This is a genomic window from Pseudomonas sp. SK3(2021), from assembly GCF_016772375.1.
Lineage (GTDB): Bacteria > Pseudomonadota > Gammaproteobacteria > Pseudomonadales > Pseudomonadaceae > Aquipseudomonas > Aquipseudomonas chlororaphis_I.
In genome coordinates, this window is sequence record NZ_CP061943.1 from 4696543 (window position 1) to 4709185 (window position 12643).

General features: G+C 64.7%; 11 protein-coding genes and 1 pseudogene. 9 read left to right on the forward strand and 3 right to left on the reverse strand.

All coding sequences use genetic code 11. The features are described 5' to 3' along the window. Positions 1 to 172 precede the first annotated feature (172 nt). Complete coding sequence (locus IF690_RS20400) at positions 173 to 721, forward strand: RNA polymerase factor sigma-70 (RefSeq protein WP_202697143.1); 549 nt, start codon at positions 173 to 175, stop codon at positions 719 to 721. 56 nt (positions 722 to 777) lie between these two features. Here IF690_RS20400 and IF690_RS20405 read toward each other — a convergent pair whose 3' ends face one another. The 3 genes from IF690_RS20405 to IF690_RS20415 form a co-directional block, all read right to left on the reverse strand. Beyond that, positions 778 to 1212: a pyoverdine biosynthesis protein gene (locus IF690_RS20405; protein ID WP_202697144.1), complete on the reverse strand. Its 435-nt coding sequence runs from the start codon at positions 1210 to 1212 to the stop codon at positions 778 to 780. A gap of 72 nt (positions 1213 to 1284) precedes the next feature. Then, complete coding sequence (locus tag IF690_RS20410; RefSeq protein WP_202697145.1) at positions 1285 to 2076, reverse strand: substrate-binding periplasmic protein; 792 nt, start codon at positions 2074 to 2076, stop codon at positions 1285 to 1287. 101 nt (positions 2077 to 2177) lie between these two features. After that, a complete protein-coding gene (locus IF690_RS20415; protein WP_202697146.1) occupies positions 2178 to 2801 on the reverse strand; it encodes a TetR/AcrR family transcriptional regulator in 624 nt (207 codons plus the stop codon). 198 nt (positions 2802 to 2999) lie between these two features. Here IF690_RS20415 and IF690_RS20420 point away from each other — a divergent pair. From IF690_RS20420 to ppnP, 8 genes and pseudogenes are all read left to right on the forward strand, one after another. Next, positions 3000 to 4790: pseudogene (locus IF690_RS20420) on the forward strand (acyclic terpene utilization AtuA family protein); the annotation flags it as partial. Positions 4791 to 4959: 169 nt separating this feature from the next. Continuing rightward, positions 4960 to 5844 carry an SDR family oxidoreductase gene (locus tag IF690_RS20425; protein ID WP_202701652.1) on the forward strand — a complete coding sequence of 295 codons (885 nt, stop codon included), beginning with the start codon at positions 4960 to 4962 and terminating at the stop codon, positions 5842 to 5844. A 3-nt stretch (positions 5845 to 5847) separates the two neighbouring features. Further along, positions 5848 to 7464, forward strand: a complete 1617-nt coding sequence (atuC, locus tag IF690_RS20430) for a geranyl-CoA carboxylase subunit beta (RefSeq protein WP_202697147.1) — start codon at positions 5848 to 5850, stop codon at positions 7462 to 7464. A gap of 189 nt (positions 7465 to 7653) precedes the next feature. Continuing rightward, a complete protein-coding gene (atuD, locus tag IF690_RS20435; protein ID WP_202697148.1) occupies positions 7654 to 8811 on the forward strand; it encodes a citronellyl-CoA dehydrogenase in 1158 nt (385 codons plus the stop codon). Then, positions 8808 to 9605 carry an enoyl-CoA hydratase/isomerase family protein gene (locus IF690_RS20440; protein ID WP_202697149.1) on the forward strand — a complete coding sequence of 266 codons (798 nt, stop codon included), beginning with the start codon at positions 8808 to 8810 and terminating at the stop codon, positions 9603 to 9605. Before atuD ends, IF690_RS20440 begins: the two co-directional genes overlap by 4 nt. 77 nt (positions 9606 to 9682) lie before the next feature. Beyond that, on the forward strand, positions 9683 to 11644 hold the full coding sequence (locus IF690_RS20445; RefSeq protein WP_202697150.1) for an acetyl/propionyl/methylcrotonyl-CoA carboxylase subunit alpha: 1962 nt from the start codon (positions 9683 to 9685) through the stop codon (positions 11642 to 11644). 69 nt (positions 11645 to 11713) lie between these two features. Further along, the gene (locus IF690_RS20450) at positions 11714 to 12256 is read left to right on the forward strand and encodes a 3'-5' exonuclease (protein WP_202697151.1); all 543 of its coding nucleotides are present in this window, start codon (positions 11714 to 11716) and stop codon (positions 12254 to 12256) included. 82 nt (positions 12257 to 12338) lie between these two features. Further along, positions 12339 to 12623 (forward strand): pyrimidine/purine nucleoside phosphorylase, encoded by a 285-nt coding sequence (ppnP, locus tag IF690_RS20455; protein WP_007930001.1) that lies wholly within the window; start codon positions 12339 to 12341, stop codon positions 12621 to 12623. Positions 12624 to 12643: the final 20 nt, after the last annotated feature.

Here is a 12643-nt window from a genome sequence, read left to right on the forward strand (position 1 = left end):
CCTTCACGAAGTGCGACAACGAGCCGCAGTTCTCACTGCGCACCAAAGAGGTTCATTAATTCTCTTTCTCAATTGACAATCATTATCATTCAACATAATTTGTCGCTCTATGTGTAAGACGAGTCTGAAATTTCTGTCGTCCTACTAACCCTTTTGCAGCAAGGTGATTTCCATGACGGAACAAGTATCCACAAGCAGGTGCGATTCACCGCTACTCCAGGCCTTTGTCGACAACCGCCTGATCCTGGTCAAAATCGCGGCGCGCATTACCGGCTGCCGCTCCCGCGCCGAAGACGTGGTGCAGGACGCTTTTTTCCGACTGCAATCGGCGCCGCAGATCACCTCGTCGTTCAAGGCGCAGTTGAGCTACCTGTTCCAGATCGTGCGCAACCTGGCGATCGACCACTATCGCAAGCAGGCGCTGGAGCAGAAGTATTCGGGCACTGAAGAAGAGGGCTTGAATGTGGTCGTGCAGGGCGCATCGCCGGAAACCTCACACATCAATTTCTCGACCCTGGAACACATTGCCGATGCGCTGACGCAACTGCCGAGCCGCACCCGCTATGCGTTCGAGATGTATCGCCTGCATGGCGTGCCGCAAAAGGACATCGCCAAGGAACTCGGGGTCTCGCCGACGCTGGTGAACTTCATGATTCGCGATGCGCTGGTGCATTGCCGCAAAGTCTCGGGCAGCCGCGCCGACACCTACGCCCGTCACTGATCCGCGCTGCCCGCGACTCCCGCACCTGATCGCGATAGCCACCGTCAGCCACGGCGCTACCGCGAACAGGAACGCTCCCGCCCGACCTTCTCGACCACCCGATGCCGTTCGACACCACGCCCCTGCGCCAGGATCAGCAGGGCGGCGCGCTTGTGCGAAAAATCGAAAGCCCTTCCACAATGCAGGCAGCGCTCCTGCTGCCCGGGCCTTTGGCCAGCGTCCTCGGCCAGCCGCTCGCCCGGCTCGTGGTCGAGGCATAACGAATGCACCAGGGTCGACAACCAGCCGGCCATCCACTCGTCACGCCATCCTTCTTGCCCACGCAAGGCTTGCAGCACCTCGCTGCCCGCCGCTGGCCGTGGCGCGCCAGGCTTGCGGCAGGCACCGCTCGTTTCAATGCCGGCGAGCCGCAGCGGTTGCGGGCCAGCGGCATCGGCGGCGCAACGGCAATCGGCAACGGCCACAGCAGGCGGCGTATCGAGACAGGACATGGCACGGGCTCAGCGTCATCGGTGTTCAACCAAGTGACGTGAGCCGCACGGAGAAATTTAGGCAGGCCGGCTTCACTTGGCCGGGGGCATGACCACGATGCGGTAGGGATCGAAGATCTTCAGCAATTCACCGCTGTCGCGCAGGCGCCCCAGCAACTTGGCGAAGTCTTCGCCGCTGATCGGCGCCATGGGGCGAATCAGCGCGTAGTGGTGGTAGACCTGATCGATCCGCTCGGAGGCGAACAACTGCTGCGCCGTGTCGGCATTGTGCAAAAGAAAATCACTGAGGTAGGAACGGGTCACCAGCGCAATGTCGGCACGACCGCGCAGCACCATCAGCAGGTTGCTGTCGTGGGAGTAGGTCAGGGTCGCGTTGTAGGTGTCGGCCAGGTACTTGGGGTCGGCATTGAAGTTGGCAAATGCATAGTGGTAACCACTGAACAGGGCCAGGCGCTTGCCCTTGAGGTCGGCGAAATATTCCTGGCCGCGGCCGGGCTCGCGCTGGGCAGTGAAGATCTCGGCATCTTCCAGGCCCATGTCGACGCTGGTGTGGGGAATGTTCTGCCACCCCCAGGCCGGGTTCTCGAAAATCGCCATGTCGACGCGGCCTTGCTCGAAATCGCGAAAACGCCGGGGAATCGAGGTCGGCACCAGTACGAATTGGTAATCGCTCTGCAGCGCGTTCAAGGCGTCCACCAGTTGCGGCAGCAACCCGGTGTCGGCGCCCTGCTCGGGACGCACCGTATAAGGAGGAAAATGCGCCGCGCCCACTCGCACCAACTGCGCAGCGCAGGCCGGAAAAACCGTCAGGGTGGCCAGAACCCACACCAGCACTCGTAAAGCCGTCCGCATTGGCGAAGACATCAAGGCAACTCACCTCAAGAAAAGAGACAGGACATTGCCATTAAAGCTAGGCGGTTTCCCTTGCTTCGACAACTTTCCACCGGGTCGTTAATGACTTGCGCTCAGGGCTCCCTGAGCACCAGGGTCAGCGCTTCCTCGGCCAGTTGTTCGAGGGTCAGGCTGCCCTCGGCGCGAAACCAGGTGGTGGTCCAGGACAGCGCCCCGGTGAGAAAACGCCGGGTAATGAACACATCGCCCTTGATAAAGCCGGCCTCCTTGGCCTCGCCCAGCACCTGCAGCCAGATCTGTTCATAAATGTCGCGCAACGCCAGGACATCGGCCTGGCCCTGGGCCGACAACGAGCGCCATTCGTAGACCAGCACCGCCATGGCCTCGCCGCTGCCGCCCATGATCGATTGCAGCTCGCAGCGGATCAGTGCCAGCACCCGCTCGCGCACACTGCCGGCTTCGGCCAGTTCGGCGCGCATCAGGGCGGTGTTGTAGTGGATGGTTTCCTCCATCACCGCGCGCAGGATGTCGTCCTTGCTCTTGAAGTGATGAAAGATGCTGCCGGACTGGATGCCCACCGCGCTGGCCAGGTCGCGCACCGTGGTGCGTTCGTAGCCTTTGTTGCGAAACAGGTGAGCCGCGGTTTGCAGCAGCTTGCCGCGGGCGCTGTCCGGATCGGTCAGTTGCCCGTTGGCGACCAGCTGGCGCATCACCAGCAAGGCTTTTTGCTCGTCCACGGCCTCTCTCCTACATTTGCTCGATCGTTATGCGGCGCAGCCCGCTGAAACAGGGAGCTTGCGCGCGCAATTTAAGCCTGCGGGGACGACCAAGCAAGCGCTTGGGAATAAGATATTTCCGACGTTTACAAACCAAGCGCTTGCTTGGTAGTCTCGATCCAGTTCTGTCATCGCGCCTTTTACCGAGAGCCCCCTGCCATGACCAAGACCCTCCGCATCGGTTGCGCCAGTGCCTTCTGGGGCGACACCTCGAGCGCCGCCGCGCAACTGGTGCAGGGCGGCCGCCTGGATTACCTGGTGTTCGACTACCTGGCCGAGATCACTCTGTCGATCATGGCCGCAGCCCGGATGAAGGATCCCACTGCCGGATACGCCACGGACTTTGTCGAGGTCTTGAGCCCGCTGCTGGGCGAAATCGCCCGGCAGCAGATCCGGGTCATCAGCAACGCCGGCGGAATCAACCCACAGGCCTGCGCCGCGGCCCTGCAAGCGGCCTGCGACCAGGCTGGCGTCGCCCTGAAAATCGCCGTGCTGCTGGGCGACGACCTGCAACCCCGCTTCAAGCAACTGAGCGGCAGCGGCATTCATGAAATGTTCAGCGGCGCGCCGCTGCCGCCCATGTGCGTGTCCACCAACGCTTACCTCGGCGCGCCCGGGATAGTCGAAGCCCTGAAGCTCGGCGCCGACATCGTCATCACCGGCCGCGTGGTCGACAGCGCGGTGGTCAGCGCCGCGCTGGTGCATGAGTTCGGCTGGTCCTGGCACGACTACGACAAACTGGCCCAGGCCGCCCTCGCCGGGCACATCATCGAATGCGGCGCGCAATGCACCGGCGGCAACTTCACCGACTGGCGCGACGTGCCGGACTACGAACACATCGGTTTTCCCATCGTCGAGGTCGGCGCCGACGGCCAGTTCGTGGTCAGCAAGCCCGAAGGCTCCGGCGGGCTGGTCACGCCGCTGACCGTCGGCGAACAACTGCTATATGAGATCGGCGACCCGCGGGCCTACCTGCTGCCGGACGTGGTCTGCGACTTCACCCGGGTCAAGCTGCGCCAACAAGGCAAGAATGCGGTCAGCGTGCACGGCGCCAAGGGCCTGCCGCCGACCGGCCAATACAAGGTCAGCGCCACCTACCCGGACGGTTTCCGCTGCACCGCCAGTTGCCTGATCGCCGGCATCGACGCGGTGGCCAAGGCACGCCGGGTCAGCCAGGCGATCATCGACAAGACCACGGAAATGTTCGACCAGCGCGGCTGGGGCCCCTACAGCGAAGTCAATATCGAACTGCTCGGCAGCGAAGCCACCTATGGCCCCCACGGCCAGCGCCAGGACAGCCGCGAAGTGGTGATCAAGCTCGCCGTGCGCCACCCGGACAAACGTGCGCTGCTGCTGTTTTCCCGGGAGATCGCCCAGGCCGCCACGGGCATGGCCCCGGGCCTGACCGGCATCGTCGGCGGCCGGCCCACGGTCTATCCGCTGATCCGCCTGTTCTCGTTCCTGATCGACAAGCACGCCTGCACCCTGGAGGTCGAGATGGCCGGCCAGCGCCACCGGGTCGAGTTGCCCGAGCTCGACAGCCTCGACTCCAGCGCCCTGCCCTCCCCCCATGCCGTGGCCAGCCCCGTGGGCCGCGCCGATGCCAGCGTGGCGCTGGTCAAGCTGGCCGTGGCGCGTTCCGGAGACAAGGGCAACCACAGCAATATCGGGGTCATGGCCCGCGCGCCCGAATACCTGCCGTGGATCGCCGAAGCCTTGACCCCCGCCGTCGTGGTGGATTGGATGAGCCATGTGCTGGACCCGATCCATGGCCGGGTCCAGCGCTGGTACCTGCCGGGCAGCCACAGCCTGAATTTCCTGCTGGAGAACGCCCTCGGTGGCGGCGGTGTCGCCAGCCTGCGCATCGACCCGCAAGGCAAGGCCTTCGCCCAGCAACTGCTGGAAATCCAGATCCCGGTGCCGCAGAGCATCGCTGACGCCGTCGACTCGGCCCTGTACGAGCGCTCGCCGAGCAGCGATCAGGCAAGGCCAAAACAGGTGAGTAACGGCCGGGGTCGCGGGCGACTTTAGGGGCCTAAATGAGCATTCCGAACCTGTTTTTAACGCAGCATGATCGCTGCGCAGGCAGCTTTCGTATAGGACTTGGAGGATGACTGTCGTGACTTACGACTCGATTTTCAAACCCGACCTGTTCGCCGGCCAGACCATAGTCGTCACCGGCGGTGGCAGTGGCATCGGGCGCTGCACCGCCCACGAACTGGCGGCCCTTGGCGCCCGCGTGCTGCTGGTGGGGCGCAAGGCGGACAAGCTGCACCAGGTGGCCGCGGAGATTGCCGAAGACGGCGGCCAGGCCAGCGGGCATGCCTGCGATATCCGCGACGAGGCAGCAGTCAAGGCCCTGGTCAGTGAACTGATCCGTGACCACGGGCCGCTGCATGGCCTGGTCAACAATGCCGGCGGGCAGTACCCCTCGCCCCTGGCCTCGATCAACCAGAAAGGTTTTGAAACCGTGCTGCGCACCAACCTGGTAGGCGGTTTTCTCATGGCCCGGGAAGTCTTCAACCAGTCCATGGGCAAGCACGGCGGCAGCATCGTCAACATGCTCGCCGACATGTGGGGCGGCATGCCCGGCATGGGCCATTCCGGCGCCGCGCGTTCGGGGATGGACAACTTCACCAAGACCGCCGCGTTCGAATGGGGCCATGCCGGAGTGCGGGTCAATGCCGTTGCGCCGGGCTGGATCGCTTCCAGCGGCATGGACACCTACGAAGGCGCATTCAAGGCGGTGATCCCGACCCTGCGTGAACATGTGCCGCTCAAACGTATCGGTACCGAGTCGGAAGTCAGCGCCGCCATCGTCTTCCTGCTCAGCCCGGCGGCGGCCTTCATCAGCGGCAGCACCTTGCGCATCGACGGCGCCGCCAGCCTCGGCAGCCGTGCCTGGCCGCTGCACAAGGCGTCCCATAGCGAGTCCTACAACGGCTTCCACCGCGCTTATCTGCCCGACGTGCTCAAGGACAAGCCACTCAAGGACGGGGAGTAAGCCATGCCGGTCATCCAGTCCCAACTCGATCCTCACAGCCCGCCGTTCCTGCGGAACCGCGAAGCGATGCTGGCCGGCCTGGCGCAGATTCGCCAACTGGAACAGAACCTGCTGGCCAAGGCCGCCGAGGCCAAGGCGAAATTCGAAAAGCGCGGGCAACTGCTGCCCCGCGAACGCCTCAACCTGCTGCTGGACCCCGGCGCGCCCTTTCTCGAACTGGCGAGCCTGGCCGGCTACAAGCTGCACGACGACAAGGACGGCAGCCAGGCCGGTGGCGGGCTGATCGCCGGCATCGGCTACGTCAGCGGCGTGCGGGTGCTGGTGGTGGCCAACAACAGTGCGATCAAGGGCGGCACCATCTCCCCCAGCGGCCTGAAAAAATCCCTGCGCCTGCAACAGATCGCCATGGAGAACAAACTGCCGGTGGTGACCCTGGCCGAGAGCGGCGGCGCCAACCTCAATTACGCGGCGGAGATCTTCGTCGAAGGTGCGCGCAGTTTCGCCAACCAGGCGCGCATGTCGGCCATGGGCCTGCCACAGGTCACCGTGGTGCACGGCTCGGCCACCGCCGGCGGTGCCTACCAGCCGGGGCTGTCGGATTACGTGGTGGTAGTGCGCGGCAAGGCCAAGCTGTTTCTCGCTGGCCCGCCGCTGCTCAAGGCCGCCACTGGCGAGGTGGCCACCGATGAAGAACTGGGCGGCGCCGAGATGCATGCGCAGGTGGCCGGCACCGCCGAATACCTGGCGGAAAACGACGGCGACGGCGTGCGCATCGTGCGAGAGATTCTCGGCGCCCTGCCGTGGAATGCCCGGTTGCCGCTGCAGCCGCCGCGCGCCTATGCGGAACCGCTGTACCCGATCGACGAACTGCTGGGGCTGATTCCCGACGACCCGAAAAAACCTTACGACGCCCGGGAAATCGTCGCGCGTATCGCCGACGGTTCGAACTTCCTCGAATTCAAGGGCGAGTTCGACCAGCAGACCCTTTGCGGCCATTTGCAGATCCAGGGGCGCCCTTGCGGTTTTATCGGCAATAACGGGCCGATCACTCCGAAAGGCGCGAGCAAGGCCGCACAGTTCATTCAGTTGTGCGACCAGAGCGGCACCCCGTTGCTGTTTTTCCACAACACCACCGGCTTCATGGTCGGCACCGAGTCGGAACAGCAAGGCGTGATCAAGCACGGTTCCAAGCTGATCCAGGCCGTGGCCAACGCCCGGGTGCCGAAGCTGACGATGGTGGTCGGCGGCTCCTACGGCGCCGGCAACTACGCCATGTGCGGCCGCGGCCTGGACCCGCGTTTCATCTTCGCCTGGCCCAACAGCCGCACCGCGGTGATGGGCGGCGCCCAGGCCGGCAAGGTGCTGCGCATCGTCACCGAGGCCAAGCACGCCAAGCAGGGCCAGGCGGCCGATCCGCAGATGCTCGATACGCTGGAACAAGTCACCGCGCAGAAACTCGACAGCCAGTCCACCGCCTTGTATGGCAGCGCCAACCTGTGGGACGACGGACTGATCGACCCACGGGATACCCGCACCCTGCTGGGTTATCTGCTGGATATCTGCCACGAGGCCGAAGTGCGTCAGCTACAACCCAATAGCTTCGGCGTCGCGAGGTTCTGATGTAGCCGCTGCCGCAGGCTGCGATCGGCCCCGAAGGGGACGTGCTCTTGAAGCCCTCGAAGGCCCTTCGGCCCTTATCGCAGCCTGCGGCAGCGGCTACAGGGACAGCGAGCAGTTCCGCAACGGCAGCGGTTACAGGAGTCACAAGGTTCAGGGATTGCGTCACTCAACTTGAGGAGAACAATAAAAATGATCTTCACCCAGGAACATGAAGAACTGCGGCGCACGGTGCGCAACTTTGTCGAGCGCGAGATCAACCCGTACGTCGATAAATGGGAAAAGGCCGGGCGCTTTCCGATCCACGAGATTTTCCGCAAGGCCGGCGAGCTGGGCCTGCTGGGCATCTCCAAGCCGGAGCAGTTCGGCGGCATGGGCCTGGACTACAGCTATTCGATAGTCGCCGCCGAAGAGTTCGGCACCATCCATTGCGGCGGCATCCCGATGGCCATCGGCGTGCAGACCGACATGTGCACCCCGGCCCTGGCGCGCTTCGGCTCCGACGAGCTGCGCGAGGAGTTCCTGCGCCCGGCCATCAGCGGGGAAATGGTCGGCTGCATCGGTGTCTCCGAAGTCGGTGCCGGCTCCGACGTGGCCGGGCTCAAGACCACCGCGCGCAAGGACGGCGACGACTATGTGATCAACGGCAGCAAGATGTGGATCACCAACTCCCCCAGCGCCGACTTCATCTGCCTGCTGGCCAACACCTCGGACGACAAGCCCCACGTCAACAAGTCGCTGATCATGGTGCCGATGAACAGCCCCGGCATCAGCCTCAGCCCGCACCTGGACAAGCTCGGCATGCGCAGTTCGGAAACCGCCCAGGTGTTTTTCGACAATGTGCGCGTGCCCCAGCGTTATCGCATCGGCCACGAAGGCGCCGGCTTCATGATGCAGATGCTGCAATTCCAGGAAGAGCGGCTGTTCGGCGCGGCCAACATGATCAAGGGCCTGGAGTACTGCGTCGACAGCACCATCGAGTACTGCAAGGAACGCCAGACCTTCGGCAGCGCGCTGATCGACAACCAGGTGATCCACTTCCGCATGGCCGAGCTGTCCACCGAAATCGAATGCCTGCGGGCCCTGGTGTACCAGGCCACCGAGCAGTACGTGCGGGGCCAGGATGTCACCCGCCTGGCGTCCATGGCCAAGCTCAAGGCCGGGCGCCTGGGCCGCGAAGTCAGCGACAGCTGCCTGCAATACTGGGGCGGCATGGGCTTCATGTGGGACAACCCGGTAGCCCGCGCCTACCGCGACGTGCGCCTGGTCTCGATCGGCGGCGGCGCCGACGAAATCATGCTGGGCATCATCTGCAAACTCATGGGCATCCTGCCGGGGAAAAGAAAATGAGCCGCCTGCCCGCCTGCGAAACCCTGCTGCTGGCGCCCCGCGGCGGCGTCCTGCACATCACCCTCGATCGCCCGGACAGCCGCAACGCCATGAGCCTGCAAATGGTCGCCGAACTGCGCGCGGTGCTGGCGGCGGTACGCGATGACCGCGACATTCGCGCCCTGGTGCTGAGAGGCGCCGGCGGGCACTTCTGCGCCGGCGGCGACCTGAAAGACATGGCCGCTGCCCGCGCCCAGGGCGCCAGCGCCTATCAGGAACTGAACCGGGCATTCGGCACGCTGCTCGAAGAAGCCCAGCACAGCCCGCAGGTGCTGATCGTGCTGCTGCAAGGCGCGGTGCTGGGCGGCGGCTTCGGCCTGGCCTGTGTCAGCGATATCGCCATCGCCGATCATCAGGCGCAGTTCGGCATGCCGGAAACCAGCCTCGGCCTGCTGCCGGCGCAAATCGCTCCGTTTGTGGTCAAGCGCATCGGCCTGACCCAGGCCCGCCGCCTGGCGCTGACCGCCGCGCGCTTTGATGGCAACGAAGCCGCGCGGTTGGGCCTGGTGCATTTTGTCGAAGACAGCCCGCAGGCCCTGGCCGAGCGCCTCGATGAAGTGCTGGCCCATGTGCTGTGCTGCGCGCCCGGGGCCAACGCAGCGACCAAGGCCCTGTTGCTGGCCAGCGATGAAGAACCGCTGGCGCCCCTGCTCGATCGCGCGGCGGAGCAGTTCAGCACCGCCGTCACTGGCGCCGAAGGCATCGAGGGGACCCTGGCCTTTGTGCAGAAACGCAAGCCGGCGTGGGCGTCATGAAGCCACTCACTTCCCTGTAGGAGCGAGCGTGCTCGCGAAAAAACCATCAGACACCACCGACCTCAGGAACCCGCCCCATGCCCGCCTTCAGCAAAATCCTGATCGCCAACCGCGGTGAAATCGCCTGCCGCATCCAGCGCACCGCGCAAGCCCTGGGTTATCGCACCGTGGCGGTGTTCAGCGACGCCGACGCCGATGCGCTGCATGTGCGGATGGCCGACGAGGCGGTGCGCATCGGCCCGGCGGCGGTGCAGCAGTCCTACCTGAACAGCCAGGCAATCCTCGACGCGGCCCGGCGCACGGGCGCCGATGCGTTGCATCCCGGCTACGGCTTTCTGTCGGAGAACGCCGAATTCGCCCGCGCCTGCGAGGTGGCCGGCATCACCTTTATCGGCCCCAGCGCCGAAGCCATCGAACTGATGGGCAGCAAGCGCCTGTCCAAGCAGGCGATGCTCGCGGCGGGCGTGCCCTGCATCACCGGTTACCAGGGCGCGGAACAGGACGATACGACCCTGCAGCGGGAAGCCGAACGCATCGGCTATCCGCTGATGATCAAGGCCAGCGCCGGTGGCGGCGGACGCGGCATGCGCCTGGTGCAGCGGGCCGATGAACTGCTGGCGCAGGTACGCACCGCTCGTTCGGAGGCGCTGCACGCCTTCGCCAGCGACGAGTTGATTCTGGAACAGGCGCTGATCGAACCGCGGCATGTGGAGATCCAGGTGTTCGGCGACCGCCACGGCCAGTTGATCTACCTTGGCGAACGCGACTGCTCGATCCAGCGCCGTCATCAGAAAGTCGTCGAGGAAGCGCCCTGCCCGGTGATGACCGCCGAACTGCGCCAGGCCATGGGCGAGGCAGCCCTCAAGGCGGGCCGGGCGGTGAATTATGTCGGCGCCGGCACCGTGGAGTTTCTCCTCGATGCGCGGGGCCGGTTCTACTTTCTGGAAATGAACACCCGCCTGCAGGTCGAACACCCGGTCACCGAAATGATCACCGGCCTGGACCTGGTGGCCCTGCAGCTGCAGGTGGCGGCCGGACAACCGCTGCCGCTGCGTCAGGAACAGGTCGAACTCAAGGGCCATGCCATCGAAGTGCGGCTGTATGCCGAGGACCCGGCGCAGGACTTCCTGCCGCAAACCGGGCAGGTACGGCGCTGGGAACCGGCGCTGGGCGCCGATGTGCGTACCGACCACGGTTTGCTGGAGGGCCAGAGCGTCAGCCCGTTCTATGACCCGATGCTGGGCAAGCTCATCGCCCATGGCGCCACCCGCGAAGAGGCGCGCCGCAAACTGCTGCGCGCGGTCGAGGACACGGTGCTGACGGGCGTGGCAAGCAACCAGAAACTCTTGGCGAACCTGCTTCGCCACCCTGGCTTTGCCAGCGGCGAATTCAGCACTGCCTTTATCGCCGAACACTTCGCCGACGATCCAAGCCTGCATCCCCAGCCGCCAAGCGACGCCGAACTGGCCCTGGCCGTGGCGCTGCTGTATCAGCACGCGGCCCAACGCCATGGCGCGGCGCTGACCGGCTGGCGCAACAACGCCAGTGTGCCGCTGCACTATCGCCTGGGCTCGGGTGAAGCCGTGTGGAGCCTTGAACTGAATGACCAGCAAGCCGGGACGCTGCAGATTCAACACGCCGACGAAAGCTTCGAGGTGCAGTTGCTGGAAGCGGATGGCCGCTGGGCCTGCGCGACCATCGACGGTATCCGCCGCCGCTACGCCTACACCCTGGAAGCCGGGCAGCTCTGGCTGTTTACCCGCCCCGGCAGCCTGCATCTTCAAGACCTGAGCCACGCGCCGGTCGCCAGCCAGGCCGGCGTCCACAGCGGCATGCTCAAGGCGCCCATGGACGGCGCCATCGTCGACGTACTGGTCAGCGAGGGGACGACCGTCAGCAAGGGCCAGCTGCTGCTGGTGCTGGAGGCCATGAAGATGGAGCACCCGCTGAAGGCTGGGATTGATGGCGTGATCAAGCGGCTGCAAGTCAACCTTGGCGATCAGGTGAAAAACCGCCAGGTTCTGCTGGAGGTGGAATAAGCCGCTAGGCGCAGACGTCGGGTTTGGCTACGCTCAAGCCTCATCGGGATGTTGAAGCTGGAGCCTGTGATGCCCCACTGGTTGGTAATTGATCTGGAAGCCACCACGGACGAGGGAGGCTGGCCGGTGACCGATATGGAAATCATCGAGATCGGCGCCACCCTGGTGAATCGCGAAGGGCGTGAACTGGACCATTTCCAGCGCTTCGTACGCCCGCTGCGGCGGCCGATGCTGACGCCGTTCTGCCGTAAACTGACCCGCATCACCCAGGCCCAGATCGACGGCGCCCAGCCGTTGAGCGAGGTCTGGCCGCTGTTCGAACGCTGGCTGGGCCAGCACCATGCGCGCCTGGAAGGCTGGGCCAGCTGGGGCGACTACGATCGCAAGCAGCTGCTGCAGGAGTGGCAACGCTCGCAACTGCACAGCGCCCTCGCCCAACTGCCGCACATGAACCTCAAGCAACGCTTCGCCAAGGCCCGGCGCCTCGAACGACCGCTGGGCCTGAACGGCGCGCTGCAGCTCGCCGGGCTGCAGTTCGCCGGCCAGCAGCATCGCGCCCTGGAAGATGCGCGCAATACGGCGCGTTTATTGCCTCTGATTCTTCCCGGCTGATCCGTCTGCGCAACAGGTGACGCATCTGAAGGCCTTGTGCATACTGGCCGGCCTTTTTCACCCCTTTTTTGAGGAATCGCCCATGTTTAAAGTCAACGAGTACTTCGACGGCACCGTCAAGTCGATTGCCTTCGGCACGGCCGAAGGTCCCGCCACCATCGGCGTCATGGCTCCGGGCGAATACGAGTTCGGCACCGCTCAACGGGAAATCATGCACGTGGTTTCCGGCGCCCTGACCGTCAAGCTGCCTGACAGCAACGACTGGGAAACCTTTGCCGCCGGCAGCCAGTTCAACGTACCGGCCAACAGCAAGTTCCAGCTGAAGGTCGCCGTCGACACCGCCTACCTGTGCGAATACCGCGGCTGATCCCTCCGGGAGCTGATCCT